At 58.9% G+C, this 26718-nt stretch carries 35 protein-coding genes; 15 read left to right on the forward strand and 20 right to left on the reverse strand.

Going from position 1 to position 26718, the window contains the following annotated elements:
- Positions 1–9: 9 nt before the first annotated feature.
- The 5 genes from H8K11_07700 to H8K11_07720 all read left to right on the forward strand — a co-directional run bounded on the left by H8K11_07700 (position 10) and on the right by H8K11_07720 (position 3837).
- On the forward strand, positions 10–813 hold the full coding sequence (locus H8K11_07700; GenBank protein MCS6263629.1) for a HEAT repeat domain-containing protein: 804 nt from the start codon (positions 10–12) through the stop codon (positions 811–813).
- Between the two features lie 110 nt (positions 814–923).
- Positions 924–1454 carry a peptide deformylase gene (gene def / locus H8K11_07705; GenBank protein MCS6263630.1) on the forward strand — a complete coding sequence of 177 codons (531 nt, stop codon included), beginning with the start codon at positions 924–926 and terminating at the stop codon, positions 1452–1454.
- Positions 1455–1523: 69 nt separating this feature from the next.
- The gene (locus H8K11_07710) at positions 1524–3203 is read left to right on the forward strand and encodes an ABC transporter ATP-binding protein (GenBank protein ID MCS6263631.1); all 1680 of its coding nucleotides are present in this window, start codon (positions 1524–1526) and stop codon (positions 3201–3203) included.
- 185 nt (positions 3204–3388) lie between these two features.
- Entirely contained in the window at positions 3389–3583 is a 195-nt protein-coding gene (locus H8K11_07715; protein MCS6263632.1) for a hypothetical protein, read from the forward strand.
- A 44-nt stretch (positions 3584–3627) separates the two neighbouring features.
- Positions 3628–3837, forward strand: coding sequence for a hypothetical protein (locus H8K11_07720; GenBank protein MCS6263633.1), 210 nt, complete (start codon positions 3628–3630; stop codon positions 3835–3837).
- A gap of 106 nt (positions 3838–3943) precedes the next feature.
- On the opposite strand, the gene H8K11_07725 is transcribed toward H8K11_07720, so the two are convergent.
- The 9 genes from H8K11_07725 to thiS form a co-directional block, all read right to left on the reverse strand.
- Complete coding sequence (locus H8K11_07725) at positions 3944–4273, reverse strand: hypothetical protein (protein MCS6263634.1); 330 nt, start codon at positions 4271–4273, stop codon at positions 3944–3946.
- Positions 4274–4370: 97 nt separating this feature from the next.
- Positions 4371–4883, reverse strand: a complete 513-nt coding sequence (locus tag H8K11_07730) for a M67 family metallopeptidase (GenBank protein MCS6263635.1) — start codon at positions 4881–4883, stop codon at positions 4371–4373.
- Position 4884: 1 nt separating this feature from the next.
- Positions 4885–5688 carry a molybdopterin-synthase adenylyltransferase MoeB gene (gene moeB / locus H8K11_07735; protein ID MCS6263636.1) on the reverse strand — a complete coding sequence of 268 codons (804 nt, stop codon included), beginning with the start codon at positions 5686–5688 and terminating at the stop codon, positions 4885–4887.
- An 85-nt stretch (positions 5689–5773) separates the two neighbouring features.
- Complete coding sequence (locus H8K11_07740) at positions 5774–6013, reverse strand: NIL domain-containing protein (GenBank protein MCS6263637.1); 240 nt, start codon at positions 6011–6013, stop codon at positions 5774–5776.
- A 2-nt stretch (positions 6014–6015) separates the two neighbouring features.
- Positions 6016–6288: a MoaD/ThiS family protein gene (locus H8K11_07745; GenBank protein ID MCS6263638.1), complete on the reverse strand. Its 273-nt coding sequence runs from the start codon at positions 6286–6288 to the stop codon at positions 6016–6018.
- Positions 6285–7535 (reverse strand): threonine synthase, encoded by a 1251-nt coding sequence (locus tag H8K11_07750; GenBank protein ID MCS6263639.1) that lies wholly within the window; start codon positions 7533–7535, stop codon positions 6285–6287. Before H8K11_07750 ends, H8K11_07745 begins: the two co-directional genes overlap by 4 nt.
- Before the next feature lie 13 nt (positions 7536–7548).
- Positions 7549–8376 (reverse strand): molybdopterin-synthase adenylyltransferase MoeB, encoded by an 828-nt coding sequence (gene moeB / locus H8K11_07755; protein ID MCS6263640.1) that lies wholly within the window; start codon positions 8374–8376, stop codon positions 7549–7551.
- 316 nt (positions 8377–8692) lie between these two features.
- Entirely contained in the window at positions 8693–9622 is a 930-nt protein-coding gene (gene cysK / locus H8K11_07760) for a cysteine synthase A (protein MCS6263641.1), read from the reverse strand.
- Complete coding sequence (gene thiS / locus H8K11_07765) at positions 9619–9819, reverse strand: sulfur carrier protein ThiS (protein ID MCS6263642.1); 201 nt, start codon at positions 9817–9819, stop codon at positions 9619–9621. The genes cysK and thiS overlap by 4 nt, the downstream gene beginning before the upstream one ends.
- Positions 9820–10214: 395 nt before the next feature.
- Between thiS and H8K11_07770 the strand changes: the two genes are divergently transcribed.
- The 6 genes from H8K11_07770 (at position 10215) to H8K11_07795 (ending at position 15426) form a co-directional block, all read left to right on the forward strand.
- Positions 10215–10592 (forward strand): hypothetical protein, encoded by a 378-nt coding sequence (locus tag H8K11_07770; GenBank protein ID MCS6263643.1) that lies wholly within the window; start codon positions 10215–10217, stop codon positions 10590–10592.
- Between the two features lie 214 nt (positions 10593–10806).
- The gene (locus H8K11_07775) at positions 10807–11352 is read left to right on the forward strand and encodes a hypothetical protein (protein MCS6263644.1); all 546 of its coding nucleotides are present in this window, start codon (positions 10807–10809) and stop codon (positions 11350–11352) included.
- Positions 11353–11364: 12 nt separating this feature from the next.
- Positions 11365–12642 (forward strand): FAD-dependent monooxygenase, encoded by a 1278-nt coding sequence (locus H8K11_07780; GenBank protein MCS6263645.1) that lies wholly within the window; start codon positions 11365–11367, stop codon positions 12640–12642.
- A 231-nt stretch (positions 12643–12873) separates the two neighbouring features.
- Positions 12874–13632, forward strand: coding sequence for a hypothetical protein (locus H8K11_07785; protein MCS6263646.1), 759 nt, complete (start codon positions 12874–12876; stop codon positions 13630–13632).
- Positions 13629–14366 (forward strand): TPM domain-containing protein, encoded by a 738-nt coding sequence (locus H8K11_07790; GenBank protein MCS6263647.1) that lies wholly within the window; start codon positions 13629–13631, stop codon positions 14364–14366. The genes H8K11_07785 and H8K11_07790 overlap by 4 nt, the downstream gene beginning before the upstream one ends.
- A 367-nt stretch (positions 14367–14733) precedes the next feature.
- Complete coding sequence (locus tag H8K11_07795) at positions 14734–15426, forward strand: hypothetical protein (GenBank protein ID MCS6263648.1); 693 nt, start codon at positions 14734–14736, stop codon at positions 15424–15426.
- A 381-nt stretch (positions 15427–15807) separates the two neighbouring features.
- Here the strand turns inward: H8K11_07795 and H8K11_07800 are convergent, their stop codons facing one another.
- Entirely contained in the window at positions 15808–16194 is a 387-nt protein-coding gene (locus tag H8K11_07800) for a nuclear transport factor 2 family protein (protein MCS6263649.1), read from the reverse strand.
- A gap of 296 nt (positions 16195–16490) precedes the next feature.
- On the opposite strand from H8K11_07800, the gene H8K11_07805 reads away from it, so the two are divergent.
- From H8K11_07805 to H8K11_07815, 3 genes are all read left to right on the forward strand, one after another.
- Positions 16491–16847 carry a hypothetical protein gene (locus H8K11_07805; protein ID MCS6263650.1) on the forward strand — a complete coding sequence of 119 codons (357 nt, stop codon included), beginning with the start codon at positions 16491–16493 and terminating at the stop codon, positions 16845–16847.
- Between the two features lie 561 nt (positions 16848–17408).
- On the forward strand, positions 17409–18266 hold the full coding sequence (locus H8K11_07810) for a universal stress protein (GenBank protein MCS6263651.1): 858 nt from the start codon (positions 17409–17411) through the stop codon (positions 18264–18266).
- Positions 18267–18373: 107 nt separating this feature from the next.
- Positions 18374–18796 (forward strand): CBS domain-containing protein, encoded by a 423-nt coding sequence (locus H8K11_07815; protein MCS6263652.1) that lies wholly within the window; start codon positions 18374–18376, stop codon positions 18794–18796.
- An 81-nt stretch (positions 18797–18877) separates the two neighbouring features.
- On the opposite strand, the gene H8K11_07820 is transcribed toward H8K11_07815, so the two are convergent.
- The 6 genes from H8K11_07820 to H8K11_07845 all read right to left on the reverse strand — a co-directional run bounded on the left by H8K11_07820 (position 18878) and on the right by H8K11_07845 (position 23425).
- Positions 18878–19624 carry a zinc ribbon domain-containing protein gene (locus H8K11_07820; protein MCS6263653.1) on the reverse strand — a complete coding sequence of 249 codons (747 nt, stop codon included), beginning with the start codon at positions 19622–19624 and terminating at the stop codon, positions 18878–18880.
- Positions 19625–19686: 62 nt separating this feature from the next.
- Entirely contained in the window at positions 19687–20244 is a 558-nt protein-coding gene (locus H8K11_07825) for a universal stress protein (GenBank protein MCS6263654.1), read from the reverse strand.
- A gap of 341 nt (positions 20245–20585) precedes the next feature.
- Complete coding sequence (locus H8K11_07830) at positions 20586–21182, reverse strand: hypothetical protein (GenBank protein MCS6263655.1); 597 nt, start codon at positions 21180–21182, stop codon at positions 20586–20588.
- A 502-nt stretch (positions 21183–21684) separates the two neighbouring features.
- A complete protein-coding gene (locus tag H8K11_07835; protein MCS6263656.1) occupies positions 21685–22242 on the reverse strand; it encodes a hypothetical protein in 558 nt (185 codons plus the stop codon).
- 74 nt (positions 22243–22316) lie between these two features.
- Positions 22317–22748, reverse strand: a complete 432-nt coding sequence (locus H8K11_07840; GenBank protein MCS6263657.1) for a DUF5069 domain-containing protein — start codon at positions 22746–22748, stop codon at positions 22317–22319.
- Positions 22748–23425 (reverse strand): DUF3386 domain-containing protein, encoded by a 678-nt coding sequence (locus H8K11_07845; GenBank protein MCS6263658.1) that lies wholly within the window; start codon positions 23423–23425, stop codon positions 22748–22750. Before H8K11_07845 ends, H8K11_07840 begins: the two co-directional genes overlap by 1 nt.
- A 247-nt stretch (positions 23426–23672) precedes the next feature.
- On the opposite strand from H8K11_07845, the gene H8K11_07850 reads away from it, so the two are divergent.
- Positions 23673–24020, forward strand: coding sequence for a hypothetical protein (locus H8K11_07850; protein ID MCS6263659.1), 348 nt, complete (start codon positions 23673–23675; stop codon positions 24018–24020).
- A 49-nt stretch (positions 24021–24069) separates the two neighbouring features.
- Here the strand turns inward: H8K11_07850 and H8K11_07855 are convergent, their stop codons facing one another.
- The 4 genes from H8K11_07855 to hemW all read right to left on the reverse strand — a co-directional run bounded on the left by H8K11_07855 (position 24070) and on the right by hemW (position 26712).
- A complete protein-coding gene (locus H8K11_07855) occupies positions 24070–24363 on the reverse strand; it encodes an ATP-dependent Clp protease adaptor ClpS (protein MCS6263660.1) in 294 nt (97 codons plus the stop codon).
- Between the two features lie 114 nt (positions 24364–24477).
- A complete protein-coding gene (locus H8K11_07860; protein MCS6263661.1) occupies positions 24478–25194 on the reverse strand; it encodes a hypothetical protein in 717 nt (238 codons plus the stop codon).
- Between the two features lie 99 nt (positions 25195–25293).
- Positions 25294–25491 carry a hypothetical protein gene (locus H8K11_07865; protein MCS6263662.1) on the reverse strand — a complete coding sequence of 66 codons (198 nt, stop codon included), beginning with the start codon at positions 25489–25491 and terminating at the stop codon, positions 25294–25296.
- 69 nt (positions 25492–25560) lie between these two features.
- On the reverse strand, positions 25561–26712 hold the full coding sequence (gene hemW, locus H8K11_07870) for a radical SAM family heme chaperone HemW (protein ID MCS6263663.1): 1152 nt from the start codon (positions 26710–26712) through the stop codon (positions 25561–25563).
- Positions 26713–26718: the final 6 nt, after the last annotated feature.

A 26718-nucleotide genomic window follows, 5' to 3' on the forward strand; every position in this document is an offset into this window, starting at 1 on the left:
TAGGTCACTATGATGGGTGTGAAGCAGCGCATGGTCGGTCGATTGTTGGTGCGGGGCCTGGTGTGCCTGGGCTTGGTAGGAATCACGGCAGATCAAGCCTGGTCCGATGCCACCGTATGGCCGGTGCAGATGCCGTATGAGGCGCCGCCCAAGTCCGAGCCGGTGCCGGATGTTTCGGTGGCCCCGAATACCAAGGCCCTGACGCCTGAGGAACTACAGCGGGCCGAGGCGCTGTTGCCGTTGTTGGAGGGGAAGCAGGAATTCTGGGCGATGGGCGAATTCGTGCACCTGGGTGAGCCGGTTCTTTCGGTGGTGACCAAGGCGCTGGCCATGCCCGGTCCGCGGATCCGGTACAATGCCATTGAGACGCTCTCCATGATCAAGTCTCCGGCTGCCGTGCCGGCCCTGCTGGAGACGGCGAAGCTGGGAACCGAACTGCCTCGCATTCGCGAGCATGCGCTCCGGGTCGCGGTGCGCCTGGATCCGATGGAGGCCGCGCCGGCCATTGAGGTGATGGCGAAAGATGCCAATGCGTCGATTCGCAAAGCAGCGGCGGTTGAAGCGCGGTATGTTCGTCGGAAAGAGGTGATTCAGCCCCTCATCGATCTGTTGGGGGACGACGAACGGTTCGTGGCCTTGTCTGCTGTGCAGTCGCTCTGGACCTTGACCCGGCATGAGACGGAGTTTCACGATTGGGATGCTTCCGGCAAACAGGATCGTCAGGCTTGGGCGCAGGAATGGATTGAATGGTGGAATCAGTCGAAAGAAACGTTTGAAATGCCGGAGCCGAAGAGCCGCAAACGGGCCGGGTGACGACCGGACTCGGGCGGTTGCGGAGAATCAAAAGCCCGTGGTAGGAATTGAAGGAACCGATTGCGCGGGGTGAGTCGCTCGCGCGATGACATTGATAGAAAAGGTGCAGGATGGCGATCTTGGCGATCAGCAAACTCGGTAATCCGATTCTCCGGCAGAAGGCCCTGCCTCTGACCCCGGCGGAGATAAAAAAAGCTGCATTCCAGCAACTCATCGACGACATGTTTGAAACCATGTACGACGAACCGGGGATCGGCCTGGCCGCTCCGCAGGTGGGACGGTCGCAGCAACTCGTCGTGATGGATTGCCCCGGTGAAGGGGGCTTTCCCAAGACGGTGCTCATTAATCCGACGATCGAGTTTTACGGGCCCGAGCAGGTCGAAGGATGGGAAGGCTGCTTGAGCGTCGACGGATTGCGGGGCAAAGTGACGCGTCCCTCGACCGTTCGAGTGACGGGGCTGGATCGGAACGGGAAGCCGTTCGATTTCGAAGCCAGCGGATTGTATGCCGTCTGTATCCAACATGAGCTGGACCATCTCATCGGCAAATTGTTCATCGACCGGATGACCGACTTCTCCACACTGACCCAGATGGATGAATTTCAGAAGTATTGGCAGAAGGAACCGGCCAGTGTCATCTGATCCGTCCCGGATCGTCGAGTCGTCGTGAACTCGCTTCTACGCGTTCTGTCTTACCTCAAGCCGTTCCGGATGCTGGCGGTGGTGACCTTCGTGTGCGCGGGTCTCGCCACGGCGCTGGAATTGGTTCCGCCGTATCTCGTTAAGATCGTCATCGACGATGTGATCCAGTCGAAGCGTCCTGAGATGTTGCCTTGGGTGTTGGGAGCGCTACTCGGCTCCTATGTCCTGCGGAATCTCATGAGCTCGATGCGGGTCCGGTTCAACAATCTGCTCGAACAGAAGGCCGTGCATGCGTTGCGCATGCAGGTGTTCGGGGCGCTGCAACGCCTGTCGTTGAGCTATTTCGAGAACCGCTCGACGGGTGAGATCATGACCCGGGTGACCAGCGACACCGAACATGTCGAGCGGATTTTCGTCGATGGACTGGAGGGATTACTGACGGCCTCGCTGACTCTGGTCGGCATCACGATCATGATGTTCGTGCTGAACTGGAAGCTCGCGCTGCTTTCGCTGCTCCCCATTCCGATTCTGATCGTCTGTGCCGCCTGGTTTACGCGACGGGTGCACGGGTACTACGCCGAGATCCGAAAAAGCGTGGCGGACCTCAATGCCTATCTTCAGGATGCCTTGTCGGGCATCAAAGAGACCATCGGCTTCAATCAACACGAGTATGAACGCAAACGATTCGAGACATTGAGCCTGACGTACAGTCAAAACAGCCTGCGGGCCATGTTCCTGTGGTCCTGGTACTGGCCGGGTATGGTGTTTGTGGGCAGCACCGGCACGCTGTTGATTCTGTGGCACGGCGCGGGAGAAGTGCTGGCCGGAGAACTGACGGTCGGTCAGTTGGTGATGTTCCTCTCTTACCTCGGGCTCTTTTATACGCCGATCAATGAAATCCACTCGTTGAATCACATGCTGCAGCATGCGCTGGCGGCCAGTGAGCGTGTGTTTGAAATCCTCGATACCAAACCGGAGGTTGAAGACCGTCCCGGCGCGGTGCGGCCCGTCGAACGACTGAGAGGCGCGGTGGAGTATCAGCATGTGGGGTTCGGCTACCGGAAGGACGGCACCGTTCTCTCCGACGTGAATCTCACGGTCAGGCCGGGCGAACGGATCGCCTTGGTCGGGCCGAGCGGAGCGGGCAAAACATCGCTCTTGAAGCTGTTGATGCGGTTTTACGACGTGCGCAGCGGGGCGGTGCTGGTCGATGGGCATGATGTGCGAGATCTGCCGCTGGACTTTCTGAGAGGGCAGATCGGCTTGGTGCAGCAAGAGCCCTTTCTCTTCAACGGCACCGTGCGCCAGAATATCGTCTATAGCGACCTCTCGGCCGGCCATGAGCGTGTGGAAGCGGCCGCCCGGGCGGCGCGAGCCCATGACTTTATCACCCGACTGCCGGACGGGTATGATAGCTGGATCGGGGAGCGCGGGGTAAAATTATCGGTCGGGCAGAAGCAGCGGGTTTCGATTGCGCGCGTGCTGCTGAAAGATCCCCCCATCGTGATCTTCGACGAGGCGACGTCCAATATCGATACGGAAACCGAGGTGAAAATCCGTGAAGCCCTGAACGATCTGACCAAGGGTCGAACGACCTTTATCATTGCACATCGCCTGGCCACACTCCATGACGTGGACCGCATCATCGTGGTGGAGCGCGGGACGATTATTGAGGAAGGCGATCACGAGGCCCTGATGAAACGCGGCGGGGTGTATGCCGGTCTGTACGAGGCCCAGTTTAAAATTTAACCGAATGCTGAAAAAGTCCGCCAGCATCGTTCTCGCATCGTGAAAGAACTCAACGTACCGCAAGGCTACGCCTCGCTCTTTCACGTCGCGGCGGCCTTGCTGGACGCCCATTTTGAGCATCCTTCGAGTATTGAGTGTTACAGTTGCGCAGACTTCATGACTGATGATCAAAGGGAGTAAAGGGTATGGTGCTGATTTACGAGAGTGATCCGCTCGACAATGAGGACGCCCGGGGGCATTTTTATCATGTCTGTCGGGGCCGGATCGACCGGACGGAAATCCGGTTGCCGGAGGGAGAGTCGATTTACGAGTGCGCGGTGTGTGGTGTTGATTTGGAGCCTGAAGATTTCTGGATCGCGAGGCAAAAGGGATCGGTGTAGCGAAGACTGTGCGCACCGAATCATATAGATGAAAGGAAGTCGTTATGGCAGGGAGTACAGGCCGGAAAACAGTGTCCGTGTCACGCGGGCTCATGATGCTGTGTGACGTATGCTACGAACAGGTCTTTGCCGAGAATCTGGTCGATCAGCGGAATTTCGTGTCCGACCACGAATCGTTGTTCGATACCATTTGCATCGGGTGCACGGATATCAATCGACCCCTGGTCGACGACATGTTGGGGAGTTCGGAGTAGCTGCCTCGCGCCCTTCGTCAAGTGTCGCAGGAGGATTCTCGGAAACCATTGCAGCTCATCTGGTAGGACGGCCTGCGGGTCGGCCTTCTCGACCTGGCTGCGAAGGCTACTTGCAGACCTTCCCGTCGAAGTGCAGGCAGGTCGACTCGCCGGACTTCACCTTCCAGCTTTTCAGCAGCGGCGGCTGCCCCTCGCGCGTTTCCACGACGATATCCACGAGACCGGATTGCGGCAGTTTCTCGATGTGAGGCTTTGCCTCCTCAGGAACGTCTACCCAAAAGACCGCACCAAGGGTTGAGATCAGGATGCGGCTGTTATCGACATCTACATTGATGATCGGGCTGTAGTAGCTCTTTTCTGCGGCGGATGAGTGTCCGGGGTTCGTGATCCCGGTCAGGCAGAGGATGAGTGCGATGATGAATGGCGTGAATCGCATCGATTGCTCCCTTGGATGAGAGGACAAAGCCGGATTATGGCATCGTTGCCGGGCGATTGGTAGAGGTGACCGCTGGAATTCTTGGAGTGAGCAGAGGCTAGATAATGTGCACGTCGGCCGGGCGAACTTTTCCGCCGGCGATCCAGTAGGTGCGGATGTCCGCTGCGGGGGAGTGCATGAGAGACACGAGGAGATAGGCGGGGACGGGGAGATTGATGCGTTCCCAGATTTCTTCGTAATCGGTGGCAATCTTAATGTCGGTGTGCGAGGGGCGCGCCGGGTCTTTCGGATGGGAGTGGTAGACCACCTGGAGGTCCAAGCCGTTCTTGCGGATGTCTTTCTTAGCGGCCGAAAAATCCCCCATGTCCATCACGAAGGCGATCTCAGCCCGCTCCTCAGGGGATAGCCGTTCGAGGTGGGCGACCTTGTCGTCATCGAAGGTCGAGAGTTTTTCCGCCCCTTCGACGGCCACGATGTTGGTGATGCGGTAGAGGTGTGTGACGGTCTTGTTCGTCCCGGCGAGCAGGCCGCAGCATTCGAACGGCGCTAACTCGCGCGCATGCGTGACGATCTGATCCAGGATGTGTTGCGGAATCGATAGATCGGGCATATCAGATGGTGCAGGCGACGCTGTAATCTCCGCCTAGATCTTTGATCGTCGGCGTGGCGCTACAGAGGGGGCAACGCGGATCTTTCGGGCGCGACACCTTCCGGAACTTCATCTCCAGCGCATCGTAGATCACGAGCTTGTCCGCGATTGTCTCGCCGATGCCCAGAATTTCCTTGATGGCTTCAGAGGCTTGGAGGATGCCCATGGTTCCGGCCAGGACCCCCAGTACACCGGCTTCCTGACAGTTCGGGACCAATCCGGCCGGCGGCGGTTCCGGGTAGAGACATCGGTAGCAAGGGTAACCGGCATGCGGCTTGATGGTTGTGAGCTGTCCTTCGAAGCGAAACATGCTGGCCGAGATGAGTGTCTTCCTCGCGAAGAAACAGGCATCGTTGACGAGGAAGCGCGTGGTGAAATTGTCGGAGCCGTCCAGCACGATGTCATAGTCGGACACGAGTCCAAGAATATTCTCGGTATCGACGTTCAGCTGATAGGTCTTGATCGTGATGTCGGGGTTGATGGCCGACAGCATCCTTCTCCCGGATTCCACCTTGGGCACCCCGATGGTGGCAGTCGTATGGAGAATCTGCCGCTGGAGATTCGAGAGATCCACCACGTCGCCGTCCACCAGGCCGATGGTGCCGATGCCGGCAGCCGCCAGATACAGGGCTGCGGGCGAGCCGAGTCCCCCGGCTCCGATCAGGAGGACCTTGGCCTTGGACAGTTTGACCTGTCCCTTGCCGCCGACCTCGTTGAGGATGATGTGCCGGCTATAGCGCTGTATTTGCTGTTCGGTAAATTCCATTCGACTCGTCTCTCGTCGTTCGTGAAACGTGAAGCGGTCCGGCCTTCAACCGGGAGTCACTTCACGAGGTGCGCTTCACCCGATGTTATTCCACCACGTTCAACTCAATGGGATCGACCACGCAGCCTTTGGTGCGAATGCCGTCGATGGCTCGCTCGATCTCTTCCGTCTCGCCGGTCAGTTCGAGATCCATCCATCCGGTCGTCTCGCGTACATCGGCCCGACGCACGTTGGTCACCACCTTATATTCATGGCCGATCTGATAAATGATCGGCTCTTTGATCTTATTTTCGGGGAAGCGAATGTGGAATCGTAGGCTCGTCATGATTACCCTCCGGCGATCGCGGGAACAATCGACACTTCGTCGCCGTCTTTCAGCGAGGTCTCTTTCCCGTTGAGGAAGCGGATGTCTTCCTCGTTGACGTAGATGTTGACGAAGCGGCGCAAGTCGCCTTTTTCATCGCAGAGACGGTTCTTCAGCCCCGGATAGGTCGCGTCGAGCGATCCGATCATGTCCACAATGTTGGCTGCCGCGGATTCAACTTCGCCCTGACCCTTTGTGAGGGGACGCAGGGGCGTTGGAATACGAACCTTAATCATGAGTCACCACCACTGTTCTTTCCCATTTTGAATGTTTTTTGGAAGTTCACCAGGCTGGGCTGGATGCGGTACGGACGTCCGACGGCGTCCACAACCGCTTCCTGGGTCTTGAGCCCGTTGCCGGTGATATAGGCGACCGTGACGTCGCCCTTCTTGATCAATCCCTGCTTCACGAGCTTGCACAACACGCCGATGGTCACGCCGCCGGCGGTCTCGGCGAAAATGCCTTCAGTTTGGGCCAGCAGCTTGATGCCTTCCACGACTTCCTCGTCTGTCACCGCGTCCATCGCGCCTTTGCTTTCTGCGGTGGCTTTCAAGGCGTAGTAGCCGTCGGCCGGGTTGCCGATGGCGAGCGACTTGGCGATCGTCTTCGGCTTGACCGGCTTGAAGAAGTCCCGGCCTGCCTTGAAGGCGGTCGCGATCGGGGAGCAGCCCTCAGCCTGCGCACCGTTGATCTTGGTGCGGACGGAATCGACCAGCCCCAGCGCATGCATTTCGTGCAGGCCTTTCCAGATCTTCGTCAGCAAGGAGCCCGAGGCCATCGGAATCACGGCCTGATCCGGCGTGCGCCAGCCGAGTTGTTCGACGGTTTCGAACGCCAGCGTTTTGGAACCCTCGGCGTAGTAGGGGCGAATGTTGATGTTCACGAAGGCCCAGCCATGTTCACCCGCGATTTCGCTGCAGAGCCGGTTCACATCGTCGTAGTTGCCTTCGACCTCGACCACGTTCGGCTTGTAAATCAGGTTGCCGAGCACCTTCGCCGCTTCAAGGTCGGCCGGGATGAACACGTAGCACTTCATGCCGGCCGCCGCCGCGTGAGCCGCGACGGAGTTGGCCAGGTTGCCGGTTGAGGCGCAGGCCACCGTTTCAAAGCCGAGTTCCCGCGCGCGCGTAAGGGCGACCGAGACGACCCGATCTTTGAACGACAGGGTCGGATGGTTCACCGTATCGTTCTTGATATAGAGCTCGTCGATGCCCAGGTGCGCGCCGAGATTTTTCGCCCGCACCAAGGGTGTGAGTCCGGCATGGGGGCCGATGATCGCGGTGCTTTCGACCGGCAGCAGGTCGATATAGCGCCACATGCTGTTCGGACCCTGCTCGATTTTCTTCCGCGAGATCGTGCTCTTGATCTCATCGTAGTTATATTTCACTTCCAGCGGGCCGAAGCACATCTCACAGACGTGGATGGCTTTGGGTGGATATTCCTTCCCACATTCCCGGCACACGAGCGCTTTCATTTTCGACATGGAGACACCTTCGCTACAAGTTACGTTGACCCGGGAGCGCACAAGTCGGCCCGGCGACGTCGCCGTCTTCAATCAGCTCCGTGATCGTGGGCCGTTCGCCGCACAGCGGACAATCGGGATTCCGTTTAATGCGGATTTCTCTGAACTGGGTGCGGCGCGCATCAAAATCCAACAGCCGATCGGTCAACGGGCGACCGATGCCGAGGATCAGTTTCAGAGCCTCGGTGGCTTGGATGGTTCCGATGATGCCGGCCAGCACACCGATGACACCGGCTTCCTGACAGGAGGCGACGAGTCCCTCTGGTGGCGGCTTTTTGAACACGCAGCGATAACAGGCCGACTTCTTCGGAATAATGGTGGTGACACGACCGTCGAATCGAAGAATGCCGCCATGCACCAGGGGTTTACCGGCAAAATAACAGGCATCGTTGATCAGAAACTTCGTCGGGAAGTTATCTACGCCGTCGATGACCACATCGTAGCCGCTCATGATTTTCAGCGCATTGCCGGCGGTGAGTCGCTCTTCGTACATCACCACGTTCACGTCGGGATTCAGCGCCTGAATCTTTTCCTTGCCGGAGACGACCTTCGGGCGGCCCACGTCCGGCGTCTGGTGAATAACCTGCCGTTGCAGGTTGCTCAGGTCCACGACATCGCTGTCGATGAGGCCGATCGTGCCGATTCCGGCGGCCGCGAGATAAAGCGCGGCAGGGGAGCCGAGCCCTCCTGCGCCGACGATGAGGACCTTCGCCTGCACGATCTTCTTCTGCCCCTTGCCACCGACTTCAGGCAGAAGAATATGCCGGCTGTAGCGGTTGATCTGTGTTTCTGTGAATTCCATGTCCAACGGAGGCTGGAAACCGTCACCAGCGGCGTTCTCGCATCGTTCAGGCCCTCAACGTACCGCAAGGGTACGCCTCGGCCCTTCACTCGCTGCGGTCTTGCCGGGTAACGCTTTTGAGCCTCCTCTCCCTAGGTAATCTGTACCAAACTCAGATGTTGAAAATCTTCCGGATGTTGAAAATGGCCTTCAGCTTCGTTCTCGGCTCGACGAAATCCTCAACGTACCCAGCGGGTATGCCTCCGGTTTCCTCTCGCCTGCGGCCTTGCGGAGAGACCAGTTTGAGCATCCGCCCTCAATCATTCATTACGAATGATCAAATGTTGAAATACTTTTCGATGCTGATATACCGCTCGCCGGTGTCGCAGAGAATGGTGACGACGTTTTTCCCCGGCCCCAATTCTTCGGCGATCTTTTGCGCGGCGAAGACGTTGGCTCCTGCGGAGATGCCGACCAGCAGTCCTTCTTTCTTCGCGAGCAGTTTCGCCGTTTGATAGGCTTCATCGTCGGTCACGGTCACCACGCGGTCGAGCAGCGTGCGGTTCAGCACTTTCGGCACGAACCCGGCGCCGATGCCCTGGATCTTGTGCGGCCCCGGGTCTCCGCCGGACAACACGGGCGAACCGGCGGGTTCCACGGCCACGATTTTGGCAGCCGGATTTCGTTGGCGGATCACCTCGCCGCAGCCTGTGATGGTGCCGCCGGTACCGACTGCCGCCACGAAGGCGTCCACGCGTCCATCCAGGGCATTCACAATTTCCGGGCCGGTCGTTTTCCGGTGCATATCCGGGTTGGCCGGGTTGGAGAACTGGTCGGGCATATAGTAAGACGGATTCTGCGCGACGATGCTCTCCGCTTCCTTGATCGAGCCTTTCATGCCTTCCCATGCCGCGGTGAGCACGAGCTGTGCTCCATAGGACGACAGGAGGCTGGCTCGTTCCATGCTCATGCTCTCGGGCATCACCAAAATGAGTTTATATCCCCGTACCGCCGCCACCAGCGCCAGGCCGATGCCGGTATTGCCGCTGGTCGGTTCGACGATGGTGCCGCCCGGCTTTAGTTTGCCCAGGCGCTCGGCCTCGTTGATCATGTTCAAGCAGATGCGGTCCTTGATACTGCCGCCCGGATTGAACGATTCCACCTTGGCGTAGATCGTGGCCCCGCCCGGTTTGCTCAGGCGGTTGAGTCGAACCAGCGGGGTTCCGCCGATCAGCTCGGTGATATCTGCATGGGCCTTGACGGTCACCGGCCACCGCCCATGTAGAACAGAAATTCCACATGATCGCCGTCTTTCAGCTGTGTCGTCTCGAGGTGTGTCCGTTCGAGCATGATGTCATTCACTTCAACCGCCACCATTTGGGGTTCGATGCTCTTGGCTTTCAAGAGATCCAGCACGCTGCCTCCTGCGATCTCTTCGGACTTGCCGTTGATCATGACCTGCATATCTGCTCCTGAGAAGGTAAGGGTCCGGCAGGATACTGAACATGTCTGCCAGCGGCGTTCTCGCATCTCTCAGGTCCTCAACGTACCGCAAGGGTACGCCTCGTTCCTTCGTTCGCTACGGCCTTGCTGGACGGCCATTTTGAGTATCCTGTGAAAAGGTATTCTTGTTGCGCCTTACGTGTAGGTGCTCAGTGTTTCGATGAGCTCACAGTGATTTTCTGTAAACTGCTAAATAATTTCAAGAAGTTAGCAAACGCATTCTTGTTTTGTCAAGGCAACAGACCCCGGTGGGTCGATGTGGCGGAGGCTGCTGCGGAGTCGCACGGGGCAGGCGGCCGCTTTCTTGACTTTCACCATGCCTAGCTTACAGTATGCGCCGGTCTGGAGGGTAGGGCATGTGGAAGAAAAATTTCTTATTTCGCGCGCACGAGGCGGCTCCGCTGAAAGAGTCGGAAAACGAGCTGTTTCATGATGCGGAACCGGCCTTGGATAGCGCCGGGTTGCAGATGGAAAAATTTTTGTCGGTGTGGGTGCAGGGGGAAGGCGAGGACGACAGTCCCTCCATGTACACGAATATCTATGTGCGGACCGCGACACTCGATTTTCGTACGCGCGCCGGTTTTCTCCAACCCTTGCAGGGACGGTCGCATCAGATCAAGCAGATGTTGACGCCGGAGCAGAAGGGCTTTTTGCGCGAGTGGTTGTCCACGACCTCGCCTCAAGCTTGGGAAGAATCCGACGACCATTTTCGAACGCTCTTCGACCTAGAGTGATCTGTGCTAGCAGGATGCTGAAAACCTCCGCCAGCGGCGTTCTCGCATCGCTCAGGTCCTCAACGTATCGCAAGGGTACGCTTCGGATCTTCATTCGCTGCGGCCTTGCTGGACGAACGTTTTGAGCATCCTGCGGGAATCCATCCGTATCTCATGTGTAACTCATCGAACATCACATGCGCTCATCAAACCTCTGCTGCCAGCTAGTCTCCGCATGAGTCGTCTGATCTCTTCTCAGCTGGTCGCCTGGACTGTCGTTGCTGTAATTTGCCTGACGCACGTTCCTGTCTGCGCCTCCGCCACGATTGATGTCTACTATGCGCCTGAGGATCAGCCCATCGACCGGGTGGTCGGTCTCTATGCCCATGCGACGCGGTACATCTACGTGTCCGTCTATGCGTTGACGGCGCCTTCGGTGGTGAAGGCGCTGGTGGAGGCGAAACGCCGGGGCGTGGATGTCCGGGTGATCACCGATCGCGAACGTCTCAACGATCCGAAGCAGCACAGCGCCGTGAATACATTGCGACTGGCGGGCGTGCCCATCAGGATCAACCGGCATGAGGCCTTGATGCATCTGAAGCAGGTCGTGATCGACGATGCCATCAATACGTCCGGCTCAGCCAACCATACGACGAGCGGGAACCGGTACAATGACGAACGTCTCGATGTCATCACCGATGCGCGATTGACAGCGAAGGCCCGCGAGAAGTTTCTGACCATGTGGAACGACCACGAACGATTTATGACCTGGACTCAGTAGGGCGAGCCGCCTATGGGCCGTGCAATGATCGAGACAGATGTGGCGATTGTCGGGGCGGGCGGCGGGGGCGCCGTATTGGCCCTGATGCTTGCGCAACAGGGCGTGCGGTCGCTGGTGTTGGAGCGGGCCGCCGGGCCGCCGCAGGGATTGCGGGGCGAGATCCTGCAGCCGAACGGGCAGCGCGTGCTCGATCGCCTCGGATTATTGGACAAGCTTCCTGTCCACGCGGTGCGGTCGGTCCGGCGATTCAACTTTTGCCGGGCGGGCGGTGAACGGCTCTGTACGGTGGATTATGGCGACTTGCCGGCTCCCTACAATCGTGCTCTGGTGACGCTGCCCAACGTGGCGCACCATGCCATCCTCGATGCGCTGGAACAACAGAATCCCGGCGCGCTCTGGTACGACGCCACCTTTACCGGCCTCCGGTTCGACGGTTCGCGGGTGATCGGTTTGCAGGCAACACGTCACGGGGAACCGGTCGATATTTCGGCGCGGCTGGTCGTCGGCGCCGACGGTGCGTTGTCCAAAGTACGCGAGTCGCTCGGTATCACCGCCCAACTCCATCGGTATCCCCAAAGTTATCTCATTGCCATTCTCAAGGCTCCGCCTGGCTTCGACGAGGCACGGTATCTGGTGGGCAAGCGCGAAATCCTGGGCCTCTTTCCTGCCGCCGGGCAACAGGTCTACGCCTTCTATATGATCAAGGCCGGATCGTATGAGGCGGTCAAAGCTCAGGGGTTGGAGGCGTTGCGGAGGGCCTGGGTCCGAATCGATCCCGGCATGGAAGGGATTGTCCAAGAACTGGTCGATTGGAGCCAGACGGGTTACATGCCCACCGGACGTGTGAAAACCGATCGATGGGTGGCGGATGGCGCCTTGCTCATCGGGGATGCGGCGCACGCCATGAACCCGCATGCGTCTCAGGGGCGGATGCAGGCGATGGTGGACGCGGTGGTCGTGGCGGATCTCATTCCCGGTTGGTTGAAGAAGAACGATTTCTCTGCTGAGTCGTTACGCGCGTTCGAGGTGGCCCGGCGGCCGCAGGTGTCCATGTTGCAGCGGTTGGCCGATGAGCAATGTCGATTTTGGAATACCGGCAATCCGCTGGTGGCCTATTTGCGGGATCGGGTGTTCCGGACGCTCGACCGGAATGCCAGGCTGCGCTATCGTGTGCTCTCGACGACCGCCGGCTTGCGAAGTCGTCCTCCGTTTTCACTGCTCGATCGGGTGATGGCGGCGGGATTCCTGCCCGATCCGCGCGCTCAGGTGCGATCATCGAATGAATCGTGACAGGGAGATATTTCGGTTCGGGCAACAATAAACCCAGCACAGGATGCTCAAAAGGCCGTCCAGCAAGGCCGCAGCGAGGTCCACGGCGCGAAGCATAATGAGCGCCACGTTTGTGGACGCCGGCGAGACGGTGAGCCGGCCGTGTCTTAAGACAACTCAGACTTGGTACGCAGCGAGAACGCCGCCGGCGGGATTTTTCAGCATCCTGCCTACACGACGAGAGAGGTGTTTGTGACACAACCCACTGCACTCGATATTCCCTCCGAGGTTCAGCAACTACTCAAGCGATACGTGAAGGAAACCACCGCGTTGCTTGGGTCGCAGCTGGAAGGCATTCTGCTCTACGGCAGCGCCGTGGGAGGGGAATTCCTGCCCGGCCGGTCGAATCTGAATCTGTTGCTCATGCTGTCCGGGTACGAGCGCGAGGGCATGAAGCGGTATGCGAAGGCGCATAAGCGTTGGAGTCGTGAACAATTCGTGGTGCCGCTCCTGGTGACGGAGGCCGAACTCACGCGACCCGGCACCGTCTTTCCCCTGGAGTATCTGGAGATTCAGGAACAACATCGTGTGCTCTGGGGGCGGGATCCGTTCATCGGCATGCACATCGACCGGACGCATTTGGCCTATCAAGTGCAGCAGGGCATTCAAGGGAACCTGGTGCGTCTGCGGCAGCGATATATCGAAGGCGGCGGCACGGAAGAAGCGATGACCATGTTGTTGCCGCTCTCGCTGACCGCGTTGCTGCCCTGCTTGCGCGGCTTGCAACGGATTGCCGGACAACCGGCCTTGTTTCAGTCGGATGCGTTGCTCGCCGGGATTCGCACGTTGACGGGGCTCGATCTCGCCGGACTGACTGATGTGTTGGAGCTGAAGCGGGGTATTATTTCTCCAGGTCCGGTGGAGGTGCCGCGGTTGTTCGAACGGTATGCAGCGAACCTCGACGCATTGATTGCGCTGATACGCCCGGATGGGGCGGTGACGCCGCGATGAGTCATCGATTCAGGATCATCATCGGTTCCATTGTGGGGTTGGGCCTTCTGCTGCTGTTGGCTACAGTGCCGGTCGGGTTTGCCCGTGAGCCTGTGCCATCATATGACCCGCAGGGCTATGTCAGCGACCATGCCGGGGTGATCGATGCGGAGTGGCGCGCCAGAATCCGTTCGGTCTGCCAGGATCTTGAACGCAAGACCGGGGTCGAAATGGTGGTCGTCACCGTGCCCACGCTGAAACCCTATGGTTCGGCCAATGACTATGCGGTCGGTCTCTATCAGAAATGGGGCATCGGTTCGGCCCAGAATGAGCATGGGGTGTTGGTGCTGTTGTCGGTGCAGGAGCGCCAGGCGGCCGTCACCATGGGACGACGGATGTTGCCGGTGATGGGTGGAAATGTGGTCGGGAAGGTCGGGCATGAATATCTCGACCCTGCCATCAAGAACGGCCACTTCGGCGAAGGACTCTATCGAACCGTCGTGGGATTGGCGTCGGTCTCGCAGGACATTCGTGTGTCCAACGTGCAGAAGGCACACTTTCGCGGACTCGGCTTCTGGATCACCATCACCACGGCTAGCGGCGCATTGTGGTTTCTCTGGTGGCTCAGCCGGCCCGATCTGCGCCATCCCTATGGGCGGATTAGAAAAGGCCAGTATTGGGGCAGCGGCCAAGGAGGGTTTGGCGGGAACTTCGGCGGCATGGGCGGAGGGACGAGCGGGGAGGGGTGGAAGTAGGGGAGAGGGCGGGCTGGTCGTCCTCTTGCTCGCGGAACGCGCACCTCGGACGCTGCTCGTTCGACGCGCGCAGTTGAGGATCGATCAGCCCACCCTCTTTTGTTAGGCGGGGGAGTAATTGCGGAAAGAAGGAGGCCCGTTAGTCTCTCTTGCTCGCGCAACGCGCGGTCGAGGACTCCCCTCGTTGGACGCGCGCAGTGGGAGACCAATCGGCCCACCCTCTAGAGGAGAGGCAGAGAAACACCCCTACGAAATCCTTGGATTTGCGTCGCAATCCTGGCAGGATGTCCGACAGTGCTTATTCAGTACCGCAAGGCAGTCGGTATCTAACTACGGAACAAGATAATATAGTGTTGGCCAGGAATAAATGAACGACACCTGCTTTGCATGCAGCAATCCTGCGATGTCGCGCGAGCACGTGCCGCCAGCATGCCTCTTCCCGGAGGCCAAAGATACCGACGGCACGCAAGACTACCGGCGCAACCTCATCACTGTACCAGCATGCAAAGATCACAACTTGGCGAAGTCCGATGATGACTCATACTTCTTGTGGGTCTTGAGCACCAGCTTGCCAGCGAACGCCGTAGCCAGAGGGCAAGTGGCGACCAAGCTCAAGCGTGCGCATACTCGACGCCCGGCTCTCGGCAGTTCAGTCCTGAGCTATGCCAAGGATGTCGTCGTAGCCGATAGTCATTCATGTACGAAGCACGATGCAGTCGAAATACCGCTGGATGGCGCACGTTTCCAGAAAGTGCTCGAGTTGATAGCACGCGGTCTCTACTCTCACCACTTTGGCCAACGCTGGACTGGCAAAGTCCTTGTGTTACCAGACTTCATTGCGTTCCCCGAGGCTCCTGCCCAAGCCGACGTCGACGCCAACCGACTCGTCCTATTCAATTGCGCGCAGCAGCTGTTCGCCGCGCAGACACAGTACGGCGAGAACCCCGACGTATTCTGGTACAGAGTCCATAAGTCAATGGTTCAATACCGATGTCTAATGCGGCTCGCTTTCTACGGGCACTGCACAGCTACCGTGTTTTTCGGCGAAGGATCGGGCTAATACGCCGCTAGAGGCGGATCGTTCTACGCGAGGTTGATCAGCAGCAATCCGTTAAAACACAGACTCGAATGCCGCTATCGGCTGATTAGGAGGAAGAATGGCTACGTATCGCCAGATCCAGGACGATGTGAAGAAGCGACACGGACGAACTGTGAAAACTTGCTGGATAGCTCATGTGAACGAGTTAAATGGACTGCGCCTACGGCTTGCGCCGAACAGACGATCAAGAGCAAGGCGGCAGGTGCCGTGCCCGCCCGGTGTTCGTCCTCTAATCGAGGCGTCCATGCGTCGATTTCACATGCTTTAAAGTACTGACTTCATTGCATTCTGATCAGTACTTACACCGGACGTAACCGTCTATTGCATTATGATCTTCACTGATTACCCCTGCAATTGCGCCAGCATGGCCGCTGGGTTCCAGTAGCCCCACATCGTTTGGATTTTTCCTTCCTGGTTGATCTCGAACACATCGATGCCTTCGAAGCTCACCTGCCCGCCATTTTTGCCGGTGCCGTGCCCCGTGAACTTCACCGCGACCCGGTTGCCGGATAGGAAGACGTGGTCCTGCGTCATGGTGATCTTTTCAAAGGCTCCGAGCACCCCCGCTAGAAATTGTCGCAATGCCGCATGGCCCTGTAGCGGTGCGGGTGCTCCCGGTTCGTAACTGGTTCCCTGCTCTGCGAAGCAGGCGACCCAGGCGTCAGGGTCCATCTCTCCTATGGCGCTAAAATATCGGGCCACCACTGCCGGAACGTTCTCAGAGGTCATGCTTGATTTTCCTTTGCTCGGATGGACTGTTGTGTGCACCGTGGTGGAAACTCTGGCCTTCAGATGAATTACGGAGGCGTAGCATCCTGTGGATTTCTCATTCCGGAAAATTTCTTCGCCGGCACAGCGACAACTTAGCCTGAGGAGCATCCTCAGGCGTAGCCCTGAAGATGATGCCTATGCTGGTGGCAACAGATCAATCTATGATTGAATTGATCGCGCGCCCCTTCGGTAAGGGCAGTGTTTCAACCGGCCATCCTCCGCGATGAACCTATCAGCAGTTACGTGAGGGCCTCATGATCGTGGAAGTTGAATCGAACGACAATTGCGACACCAGCTTCTTCGCGCGCTTCAAGGAAGTCGGGCCGGCTCGACCGGTGGTTCAAGTCCGGCTGTATGAGCGAAACCCTACCGGTGAGTGGTGCTGGGTGACGGGCTGGAGCGACAATGAACAGGTTCCCACATGTCCCGCCTACGTCCAGCTGATTGAAGATTCGGGATCGGGGTTGGCGTACCTCGTGTATGGAGGGCTCTATGGTCTACGGTTCAGGCCCATCCAAGTCGATGAGCCTTGGAGTCTCCAGAGCTCCCATCAATGGGGAGAGGCGTATCTGTCCCTCGCCGATGTCCGTGATGTGCGTTACGCCGGCTAGCAGGCTGTTGACAAAGGCCGCCAGCGGCGTTCTCGCAAGACACTGCCGCCTCACCGGCTCGGCGGCGTTCACAAACGTGACGCGCGTTACTCCGCGCGTCGTGAACCTCAGAGGCTCACCGTACGGCACGAGTACGATTCGCCTCTTCGCTTGCTGCGGCCTTGCCGGACCGCCTTTCTCAACAGCCTGCGGCGGATTCTGCGAACGTCTGTAACTAGGCTGGTCCCCACATTTCGGCTCTGAGTATGTAGTTTGTCAACGCACTGCTAGCGGTCTTTGCACACAGGGAGCTGATCCGGTCCCGGCGGCATACTCCTGTTCCCATTCACGACTCGGGCGTGCTTATTCTATTGCACGTTGCGATATTCGATGGGTTTCTCCCCATCGGCCAGCTCCGTTCTGAGCCCTACCAGCCAAATATTTTCGCTGTGCTTGACCTCCATCGCCGGATAGGGAGTATGATGGCGCATCCTGCAATCTGCGGATGTCGCTCTACTGAATGAGGGTTCTCTGCCTCCTAGAAGAGCGATTGCCGACACGCCTTCGCTTCAGGAGGCTGCGATGCGCACCGTCGTTGCCGTCGACTGGTCCGAGCAGTCTTTCAACGCCGTCAAGGTCGTCTGCCGTCTCTTCACTCATGAAGCATTGACCCTCATCCACGCGGTGGACCTCCGGCCGTTCGAAAACCCGCTCTTTGCGCAACCGCTCGGCCGTAACAGCGCTGGAGCATTGCGCGAGGGAATGGTGGCAGCAGGAGAGCGCCTGCTTGATCAAACCGGGGCATTGGTGCCGGTCACGGTTCCTTCCATCCAGCGAGTCTATAAGATCGGGAACCCGGCGCCGGTTGTGCTGGAGGCGATTCGTTCGACTCATGCCGACTTGGTTGCGGTCGGATCACGGGGGCGTGGACGCCTTGCGGAATTGGTCTTGGGCAGCGTCTCGCATCGGGTGGTTTTGCATGCCCCCTGCTCGGCCTTGCTGGTCAGAGACGACCCGGGGAGCATTCGACGGGTGTTGCTCACCGTGGAAGGGTATGAGGATTCACTCCGGCTGCGTACCTGGTTGAGCACTCACCGGTTCAGCCGGCCGATCGAACTGTCGCTCTTGACCGTCGTGCCGACCATTCCCATCGGCGATTCGACGATGGACTTTCGATACGACAAATGGACGGCTGAAATGGATCAGTATGCCCGGCAGCTTGTGGACGAAACGGCGGCAGCCTTGCGAACCATGTATTCCGGCGTCACCGCGCAAGTCGAGCATGGTGATCCGGCGCATTGCATTATCAACGCGGCAGGCCATGCCGATCTTGTGATTGTCGGCTCGCATGGTTGGAAAGGCCTCGAACACTTTCTGCTCGGCAGCGTGTCACATGCGGTCTTGCACAAAGTGACCTGCCCCATCCTGATCCTTCGATGAAGGAGGTTCTGACTCCGGTTTCGATGGGCGTCGGCGTTACGCGGGCCCTGTCCCTGGCGTAAAGGACAGGCTCCCTCCACCTTGCATCCAACGGAAAGGAGGCGGCGATGGCGTGGAATATTGCCTCGAAAATTGTTCACAGGGTGGTGACGATCGACGAGAATCATACCGTGCTCGATGCCGCGACGCTGATGGCCGAGGAATTCGTCGGATCGGCGCTCATCACCAGTTCCTCCAAGATCACCGGCGTTTTCACGGAGCGAGACTTGATGATGCGCGTCGTCGGTCGGAAGCGAGATCCTGAGAAGGTAAAGATCAAGGATGTGATGACGAAAAACATGGTCACCGTGAGCCCGAAGGATACTGCGAACCATTGTTTGAATCTGATGAAGGAACATCGCTGTCGCCACCTCTTGGTGTTCGACAACGAGGAGTTTATCGGGATTGTCTCGCTCCGGGATATGGTTGCGCTGCTGATGGAGGAAAAGGAGGCGCTCATCGCCTATCTCCACCAATACATCAGTTCATGAAGACTGCGACGGTCGGTTCGGCAGAGGGGAGGGCTTTCGGGCCTCTGCTGTCAGAGGCCCGAGGGGACCGGTGTTGTGTCGTCAGAAGGGTTTCCCGGCTCTGGCATCGAGTTCATGTTGAAGCAGATCCCGATGCGCCTCTTGGAGTAAGCTGGGAATCAGGACGGCCATGAAGGCGCTCCCATGGCCTTGATGATCGGGCCGATTCCTACTTTCCCTGTCGAGCAGGTCTCCGAGTTCACCCCACTGGTCGAGGTCAGCATAATTCCTGTGATCGACCGCCCTCAGGATAGGCAGAAACGTCTCGGTGATGATGTTTCGAGCATCTTCCGACAGCGGTTGGAGCCAGCCCTCACGCAGACCCACGGCATGATAGATCCTGGTGATCTGCCGCTCCTTTGGTCCGCTGTTGTCGATACCAAGCTCTTCGCAAATCTCCGTGAGAATCTTCTCGTCATATCGGTTCAGGTACCAGATGGTCTGGCGAGGAAGACTTTCGGCCGGCAGTACCAGCGAATCCGCTTGTTGTCGCACACGAGTGAGTTTCTCCTGCATCGTTCCCGTTGATGGACGCCCGAGTGCTTGCAGCCATCCGGATAGTTCCCTGGCCATGGAAAAATTCACATAACAATCGATCAGCCGTGCCTTCAAGGCTTCATGGTCGAGGGGCGCCGGAGCCGTTCGTTGGTTCAACTCGTCCCCGCACCCGGCCGCTTGCAAGGCTGCTTCATCGAACGCCGGATCCTCCGGCAATGTCACGTGCACCCCGCAGGCGGGACAAAAGCGGGCCCGCAACGGGAGCGCAGTCTCACAACTGGTGCAGTTCATGGTAGCCTCCGAGGCGCGCCTAACGCTCATGCTTCAGGACGATAGTTGCGCCTGTCACAAGATTATCCCAGGACCCAGAGCGCGACTCCGGACAGGTCCCGCACCAGGCGGTCGGTGATGCGGCTGCTGAAGAGTCGCTTGGTTCCCGTCGGCCCGTGTCGGGTCACCACGACGGTGCCATATCCTCCGGCCCTGGCTTCATCCATGATGCTGTCGGCGATATCGCGTTCATGTCCCAACTTGAGCGTGACACGGTCGAGAGGAAATCCGGTCTGCCCGAGTCGTTCCATCGCCGTCACCAGGATGGGATATTCGATGACGCCTTCAGTACGTATCCATTCTTCCTGGTCCTTGCGGAGTTGTTCGCCGAGATGGTGTTCAGTCTCAGGGTTCTCCGAGCCGCCGTGCTCCATCAGTTCCCGGGGCATGGGGTTCAGCACATGAAACAATGTCACGTTCACGTCCTGAATGTCCCGGAGCAGCGCGCCGACATAGTGCAGGGCGCGGGCGGACTCGTCCGAGTCATCGACAGCGATGAGAATGGTTTTGGCGGAGGCGTGGCTGTTGAGCGCCTGGTCCGTTGTGAAGAGGGATTGGTCACCCGTTGTCTTGGTCGTCATAGTATCACCATGCGCGAACGAAATTAGACTGCCTCAGAGTGCATCCGAGGAGTTCAGGTCAGGTGATTGGGGTTTGGCGATGATCCGGTGGAGTGAGGTCTTCCATGACGACCCCTCTTGTTATGGCGCGGGTGATCGTGGACGGTGGCGAAGTGGGTATGCTCCGTCATGGGCTACGACCTGCCGCGACGAAACAAACACTAGCCTATGCTTCTGCGGAGGACAAATCAATGTGGGAGGAACGGCAGATCAGGCGCTCTTCGAGAGAGCTGAAATGAGTGGAGGCGGGCACTCCATGAAGCCGATCACCCGGCTTCATGGAGCTGCACTGCTGGTTGGGATCAGCCCTTCGTTTTCGCGCTACGGGTTTTCACAGCCTTGGCGGATTTTCCACGAGAGACGGAGCCGGCCGGCGTGATTCGATCGCGCACCAGATAGGAGGCGATTTCAGGCGTTCGCTTGCCAGCGTTTCCAGCCGGATTGGTGTCCGCGTAGGATCCGCCGGGATTGTTCTTGAAAAGCCAGAGCTGTCCGACGCTCATGGGGGTGATGGGAGTCGGGACGCCCGCTCCTCGAAACTTCATCATGCCCTGTGTCTGGACCAGGACGGAACCGCTGGTGACCGATGGATACAGCGTTGTGCCGCCCATGAGTTCGATGAGGGTTTCCATCGCCACGTGATTGCTTTGAGGGAAGGGCACCACTTGGGTGACGCCGTACTTTGTGATGCCTGCATGCTGCCACAGCAGTCCGATTTCCTGGCCGGTGGCATAACGAAAGCCATAGGTGGTGGTGTACCCTCCGGCGCCACCCAGCACCTCCAGGTAGGACAGATTCGCCGTCGCATTCAGGCTCAACCATTCAAGGTTGGTTTCGGTGTCGAGCGTCACCAGATGGTCGCCGGTTGCGGGAACAAGATTCTGTTGAACGAGAGCCATGTCGGTACCTCCTGCGGATGGTGGTGGAGTGGGCGATTGCGCGAGGTCTATCGTCAGGGGCTATGCGATATATATGCCAGATCGTCACAATGCCATCATTTCCTGACTCTGTGACCAGTCCGAATGAGACACGTGGCTCCGGCGGCCGGACCAGGGGCGCAGCAAGAACGCGCCTGCTAAGTACAGAGAATCGTGAACGACACGTATCGGGAGAGATACAGCGGGGGAATCTGTTTGGATACGATTTCGTTCCGGCACCTGTTCAGGCTGGCTGCGGAGCATGGCTGTTTGACCAACCCATCGAATGACCGCTGCGTCGTGCCGGCTCTTCTTCACTGCGGTGGTGAATTGTTCTGCCGGGATGCCGGCGCTCCATGAAGCTGATTCACTCGGGCTTCATGGAGCTGGCAGGATTGCTGTCGATGAAACGGCCTTCTCTGCGTCATGGGCTTCCTCCCTGATGCGCAGAGTTGCCATGAAACAACGAGTCGATGGCCGCGCCTTACTTTTCGCCTACCCGAAGGTTACGGGGAGGAGTAGGGGCCACGTGATTGCGTACCAGATACGATGCCAGCGAAGAACTCCGGTAGTCGTCGGGCGTCACTCCTTGAGGTACATTGGGAAAAATATCCGTGGTTGCGTACGACCCACCAGGGTTGTTGGTGAAGAACCAGAGTTGTCCCACCCCCGGATGGCCGGGTGCCGGTGGAACCATGAAGATTCCTTGCGTCTGGATCGTGCCGGTTGTCGGATAACTCGTCGCGCCGCCCATCCAGTCGATGAGCGTTTGTATTCCCGCGGAGTTGCTATCGGGCACTGGGACAGGCTGGTTGGGGGCAAACCTTGTGATTCCGGCATGGTTCCACAGCGCCTGGAGCTCAGCGCCGTTGGCGTAACGAAAACCGTGGGTGGTGGCATAGCCCCCGGCGCCGTTCCGCACGTCTGAAATGGAAAGATTCACGGTCTTCGTGAGGCTCAACCATTCGAGGTTGGTATCGGTGTCGAACGTAATGAGCGAGTCACCGCTTGCAGGAACAAGATCCTGTTGTAACAAGGCCATGGTGTGTCTCCTATGAAAATGTCGGACGCGTCTGTTCCCGACGCGCAGGCGGAGCCGATGTCAACCATTAACCCCTAGGCTCTTCGTGGGACCGTCCGTCCTTCTTCAAGGTCCTGGAGGTCGGCCCAACTGGTGAGGTCGGTACGGGAGGGATCCACGGCGTCCCGATACTTATTAAATGAAGCCTGCTTCTCCGGCGTGGTGGGCCCCCGACTCAACATCATCCGGTTCCACTCATCCAGCTCGGTTTGGGCGTGCGGCGTGGCTATCCCGCGAAACCATCGGATGACGCCTTCGTCATTCGGGTGTTGCTTCACGGCTGCGGTGAACTGCGCCGCGGTGATGCCGGCGAATGCCATGAGCCGGTCATCCATGGGGCAGGGGTAGATATATTCGCCTTCGGTTCCCGCGAGCACGGCGCGGCACTTATCGATCATGCGCGCGAGGTGCACATATCCTTCCAGTGTGACGCGCATGCTGCGCGGGAACGTCGTGCGCAAATCCATCAGGCCAGCAACTTGTGGTTGGTGAACGTCAGGGTCCGAACCAGCACCGCCCCGTTTTCGTACGAGATGATCCGGCGTGTGGCCGGCAGATCCGAGCTACCGACCCGGACATGGGTGTCGGTAAAGCTCTCGACGTTGCGCAGCTTGGCGTCCTGCGGCGCGAAATAATACACCGTGTACTTGGTGGTCAGCTGCTTCTGGTCCTGGGTGGTGCTGCTTTCTTCCACGTTGATGGTGAACGCCACATGGGGCATCTTCCGGTTGATCTGCGTGATGCGGTTATCTTTGATTCGGTAGAAAGACTGCATGCCGTCGCCGTGGATGTCTAACCGACGGCCGAGCGGGTGGTCTTCGCCGGCTTCCATGGTGAGGCGGTGTTTGCCGTCCGATTCCTCGAACTTGCGGGGCGCGCGGTGCACGGCGATCATGCCGATCTGTTCCTGGGCCCACTTCTGAATGGTTTCGTCCGGCAACTGCACCGTGACCTCACGCGGTCCCTTGACCACCACGGTTCCACGCACCTGCTGGCCGTTGGTATTCACCGTAAGGTCGGCCGAAAATCCTCGAAAATCAGGCTGCCATCTGGCCGTGCTCTCGAAGGCCCGTTGGAGCAGGGCGCGGGCTTGGGGGTCGTCGGCTACGGTGGTTTGTGTATCGATCGCTGCAGTATGTTCCATCAGGTGCTCCTTTGTGTCGTGGTGAAGGCTAAAAGCTGATTATAGAGACCTCAATCCCCCCTCTACAACCCGAGGCCTGATCGGTGGACCGGATCGGCTCGAACAGGCCAGGGCGCGATATTTTCTCCCGGATGACCGATGTTTGTGTAGTACTGGCTAGGCCGAATCTGTTATACTGCGGGGCATTTCATCCGGCAATTTGGCGTATTTGGGCAGTGAGTTTCGGGCATCCTTTGAAAGGAGCGCTATGGAGCGGCGAGCAGCGTCTCATACTGAAGAAGAAGAAATGAATCAACGGCGGCGGCTTCTGGGACTGGCGCGCAAGGGCGACCCCAAGGCCATCAGCAAGCTGTTCGAGTTGTACCAGGTGCGTGTTCTGAACGGCGACATGCTCAGCAAACTCAATAAATCCTACTATAAAGCGGCGGCTGCGCAGGAACAAAAGGCCAGTCAGGCGAGCAGCAAACCGGCGAAGGTGGCCAAGGGTGCGCATGGCAGCGCCAAGAGCAGTCCGAAGCCCTCCACATCCCAGCCTGTAGCAGCCGGCAAGCCCACAACCACCAAGGCAACAGGGGCAAAGAAACGAGCCAAGTAAAGTCGGTCTGCGTCGAGATCATCGGCGCAGACCAGCCCCGTTCCCTTCTCTACTGCACTCCGACCCGTAACCCTCCGGCCGCCAGTTTCTTCCCGATCTCCTCCGCCGCCTTTCGCTCTCCCGAATAGACCGTCGCCTGGCCCTCGTGGTCGATGCGCCACGCCAGTTCGAAGGCCCGGGAAGAGTTCATTCCGGGAATGCATTTGCAGAAGAGCGCGATGACCTGCTGATAGGTGTGGCAGTCGCAGTTGAACACGATGACTCGTGCTTCCAGGTCGTCGCCTGTGCCCACGTCGGTCGTGTCGAGGGCCTCAGGGGTCATGGCAGGGGTCAGTGTGCTCATGCGGTCGTCTCGCCAGGCGCGGAGTGTAGCAGGTGAGATAGGGCTGAATGCAACCGGAACCGATGCCAGCGGTCCATCGACGGTATCACGCTCCTTAAGTATTCCAACTCGTAGTTATTCATGCACCCTTGATGCGTGTTGCGACAACGGTGCTTCTACGGACGCGCCGATAGATTCGTGGGCGAGGTCGATCCTCTCGCGGGCCAGGGTCCGGCTCAGCAGGACATGGTGGGTGTGGGAGTCGGTGACCGGCACCAGGTTGTGCGCGCGGGCCAGGCGAATGGTATAGACCTGCGCGGCGGCGGTCTTCAACAAGGCCAGACCATATTCAAATTGATAGGCCTCGTCCAGCGTCAGGGTCGGTGTTGCGAGGCGTTGCACGAGGGCGACGTTGTAGAGCGCGGCTGCACGGTCCGGCTCAAGCAGTCGGAGCAACGCGGCCGGGCCGGGCACCAGCGACGATCCGATCCTCATCGCATGCGTCAGGTCGAAGAGCCCGCGTTGAAAACGTCGATCGTTTCTGAGCCCGTCATGGAACAGGGTGCGCCAATAGGAATCGCTCAGGTCACGATCGATACCCGCCGCGGCGGTCTCGTCCAACGGGCCGCTGACCGGATATCCCTGCACCAGGCGGCCGCTCGTGACGAGTGTCGGATGCTCGTCTCCCATGCGGTCCTGATAGGCCGTGGTGCCCATCAGCGGAGTGAGACGAAGCGCCATGTAGTCGCGGAAATGAACGGTATCGTACCGCGCGAGCAGCGCCTCAAGGGTGTGCGGGGCACAGAGGTGGAACGGGTGAAAGAGAGCGTTGCGGGAGGACGAGGCGTTCATGGATTGTATGATGGTCGATCGACGGTGAGATCGGGCCGGTGTGTGCACAACTGGTATGCGGGAATGGTCGAATCGATCCTTGCTGGTTGCGGCACTAAATCACCAGGTATCCATATCGATGACTTCGGTCGCGTCCCAGAGGTTTTTCAGTTCCGCTTCTGCAATGGCCTTTTCCCGATCGGCTTCGGTATCTTCTCCGAATTGCTTGGTCTGGCTGCTGTCCTGGTCGGCTGCGGCCGCAGCCTGTTCAACGGACTGACGTCGGCGCCGCTTGGCGGGGTCCATGTTCACTGGCATGACGGAGGCCTCCTTTCGGTTCGTCAGTCTCCCCTCTGTCGGGTCATGAAGTCAATGGCAGGAGGATAGTTAGGACTCCAGGCTTGCCAGCAGGGCTACTGCGACAGTATCCGCGTAGCGCCGGCCTCGGGCGGTGAGTCGCACCCGCTCGCCTTTCCGTTCGAGAATGTCGCCGCCGATCAATTCGTCTACTTTGCCGGTTAAGCCTGAAAATGCCAGGGCTCCCGTTTCCCTGAGGGTGATGCCTTCGGTCAGCCGGAGTCCGAACACCAGTCGTTCGCAGGCATCGTCGGCTGTCGTGAGGTGTTCGGATTCTGTGACGGGGAGGGTGCCGGTTCGGAGAGAGGCGTTGTAGGCGCGCAGATCACTCACATTTCCAAACCGCCGGCCTGCGACATAGGATTGTGCGCTGGGGCCCAGGCCGAGATAGTCTCCGCCGGTCCAGTGCAACTGATTGTGCCGGCTGGCAAATCCGGGACGACAGTAGTTGGAAATTTCGTAGCGGGTGAAGTCTGCCTCGTCCAGTATTTCCTCGGCCAGATCTTCCATCTCATTTTGGAGTGTCTCGTCAGGGGCAGGAACCGTCCCACGCCGGATCGCCGTCTGCAAAGCGGTGCCTTCTTCGACCGTCAGGGCATAACAGGAGAGGTGCGTCGGGGCGAGATCGACGATCCGGCGCAGCGAGGACGCCCAACTCTCGATGGTTTGTCCGGGGAGGCCATACATGAGGTCGAGGTTCAGATCGGTGAAGCCGGCCTGCCGCGCAGCGGCCACCATCTGTACGGTGCTCATGGGACTGCCGGGGCGTCCGACTCGATCCAATTCGAGCTGGCTCATGGATTCGGCGCCGAAACTCATCCGTGTGAATCCGGCTTTGCGGAGGTGTGACACGGTGTCCGCCGTCACCGATCCCGGGTGGGCTTCGACGGTGATTTCGGCCGCATCCTCGAGTCCGAACGTCTCCCTGGCCGCAGACAGGACGGTGGCGAGTTGCGTAGCGGTCAGGGTCGTGGGCGTCCCGCCGCCGAAGTAGACCGATTGCAACGGTTCGGATCCAAAGAGCCGCTGCTCACCGTAGAGGCGCAGTTCGGTCATCAGGGACCCCAGAAACTCCTCCGCGGCGCGCGCGTGATGGATTTCGAGATAGAAGGCGCAGAAATGGCAGCGCTGATGGCAGAAGGGCACGTGAATGTAGAGGCCGCGGCCGGTCGCCTGACGCATGGCTGT

Origin of the sequence: Nitrospira sp. (assembly GCA_024998565.1) — a bacterium.
Lineage (GTDB): Bacteria > Nitrospirota > Nitrospiria > Nitrospirales > Nitrospiraceae > Nitrospira_A.

Excerpts from the sequence above, each read along its gene's own strand:
- H8K11_07700 (MCS6263629.1), top strand. The coding sequence starts at position 10 with ATGATGGGTGTGAAGCAGCGCATGGTCGGTCGATTGTTGGTGCGGGGC.
- def (MCS6263630.1), top strand. The coding sequence starts at position 924 with ATGGCGATCTTGGCGATCAGCAAACTCGGTAATCCGATTCTCCGGCAG.
- H8K11_07710 (MCS6263631.1), top strand. The coding sequence starts at position 1,524 with ATGCTGGCGGTGGTGACCTTCGTGTGCGCGGGTCTCGCCACGGCGCTG.
- H8K11_07715 (MCS6263632.1), top strand. The coding sequence starts at position 3,389 with ATGGTGCTGATTTACGAGAGTGATCCGCTCGACAATGAGGACGCCCGG.
- H8K11_07720 (MCS6263633.1), top strand. The coding sequence starts at position 3,628 with ATGGCAGGGAGTACAGGCCGGAAAACAGTGTCCGTGTCACGCGGGCTC.
- H8K11_07725 (MCS6263634.1), bottom strand. The coding sequence starts at position 4,273 with ATGCGATTCACGCCATTCATCATCGCACTCATCCTCTGCCTGACCGGG.
- H8K11_07730 (MCS6263635.1), bottom strand. The coding sequence starts at position 4,883 with ATGCCCGATCTATCGATTCCGCAACACATCCTGGATCAGATCGTCACG.
- moeB (MCS6263636.1), bottom strand. The coding sequence starts at position 5,688 with ATGGAATTTACCGAACAGCAAATACAGCGCTATAGCCGGCACATCATC.
- H8K11_07740 (MCS6263637.1), bottom strand. The coding sequence starts at position 6,013 with ATGACGAGCCTACGATTCCACATTCGCTTCCCCGAAAATAAGATCAAA.
- H8K11_07745 (MCS6263638.1), bottom strand. The coding sequence starts at position 6,288 with ATGATTAAGGTTCGTATTCCAACGCCCCTGCGTCCCCTCACAAAGGGT.
- H8K11_07750 (MCS6263639.1), bottom strand. The coding sequence starts at position 7,535 with ATGTCGAAAATGAAAGCGCTCGTGTGCCGGGAATGTGGGAAGGAATAT.
- moeB (MCS6263640.1), bottom strand. The coding sequence starts at position 8,376 with ATGGAATTCACAGAAACACAGATCAACCGCTACAGCCGGCATATTCTT.
- thiS (MCS6263642.1), bottom strand. The coding sequence starts at position 9,819 with ATGCAGGTCATGATCAACGGCAAGTCCGAAGAGATCGCAGGAGGCAGC.
- H8K11_07770 (MCS6263643.1), top strand. The coding sequence starts at position 10,215 with ATGTGGAAGAAAAATTTCTTATTTCGCGCGCACGAGGCGGCTCCGCTG.
- H8K11_07775 (MCS6263644.1), top strand. The coding sequence starts at position 10,807 with ATGAGTCGTCTGATCTCTTCTCAGCTGGTCGCCTGGACTGTCGTTGCT.
- H8K11_07780 (MCS6263645.1), top strand. The coding sequence starts at position 11,365 with ATGGGCCGTGCAATGATCGAGACAGATGTGGCGATTGTCGGGGCGGGC.
- H8K11_07790 (MCS6263647.1), top strand. The coding sequence starts at position 13,629 with ATGAGTCATCGATTCAGGATCATCATCGGTTCCATTGTGGGGTTGGGC.
- H8K11_07795 (MCS6263648.1), top strand. The coding sequence starts at position 14,734 with ATGAACGACACCTGCTTTGCATGCAGCAATCCTGCGATGTCGCGCGAG.
- H8K11_07800 (MCS6263649.1), bottom strand. The coding sequence starts at position 16,194 with ATGACCTCTGAGAACGTTCCGGCAGTGGTGGCCCGATATTTTAGCGCC.
- H8K11_07805 (MCS6263650.1), top strand. The coding sequence starts at position 16,491 with ATGATCGTGGAAGTTGAATCGAACGACAATTGCGACACCAGCTTCTTC.
- H8K11_07810 (MCS6263651.1), top strand. The coding sequence starts at position 17,409 with ATGCGCACCGTCGTTGCCGTCGACTGGTCCGAGCAGTCTTTCAACGCC.
- H8K11_07815 (MCS6263652.1), top strand. The coding sequence starts at position 18,374 with ATGGCGTGGAATATTGCCTCGAAAATTGTTCACAGGGTGGTGACGATC.
- H8K11_07820 (MCS6263653.1), bottom strand. The coding sequence starts at position 19,624 with ATGAACTGCACCAGTTGTGAGACTGCGCTCCCGTTGCGGGCCCGCTTT.
- H8K11_07825 (MCS6263654.1), bottom strand. The coding sequence starts at position 20,244 with ATGACGACCAAGACAACGGGTGACCAATCCCTCTTCACAACGGACCAG.
- H8K11_07830 (MCS6263655.1), bottom strand. The coding sequence starts at position 21,182 with ATGGCTCTCGTTCAACAGAATCTTGTTCCCGCAACCGGCGACCATCTG.
- H8K11_07835 (MCS6263656.1), bottom strand. The coding sequence starts at position 22,242 with ATGGCCTTGTTACAACAGGATCTTGTTCCTGCAAGCGGTGACTCGCTC.
- H8K11_07840 (MCS6263657.1), bottom strand. The coding sequence starts at position 22,748 with ATGGATTTGCGCACGACGTTCCCGCGCAGCATGCGCGTCACACTGGAA.
- H8K11_07845 (MCS6263658.1), bottom strand. The coding sequence starts at position 23,425 with ATGGAACATACTGCAGCGATCGATACACAAACCACCGTAGCCGACGAC.
- H8K11_07850 (MCS6263659.1), top strand. The coding sequence starts at position 23,673 with ATGGAGCGGCGAGCAGCGTCTCATACTGAAGAAGAAGAAATGAATCAA.
- H8K11_07855 (MCS6263660.1), bottom strand. The coding sequence starts at position 24,363 with ATGAGCACACTGACCCCTGCCATGACCCCTGAGGCCCTCGACACGACC.
- H8K11_07860 (MCS6263661.1), bottom strand. The coding sequence starts at position 25,194 with ATGAACGCCTCGTCCTCCCGCAACGCTCTCTTTCACCCGTTCCACCTC.
- H8K11_07865 (MCS6263662.1), bottom strand. The coding sequence starts at position 25,491 with ATGCCAGTGAACATGGACCCCGCCAAGCGGCGCCGACGTCAGTCCGTT.
- hemW (MCS6263663.1), bottom strand. The coding sequence starts at position 26,712 with ATGCGTCAGGCGACCGGCCGCGGCCTCTACATTCACGTGCCCTTCTGC.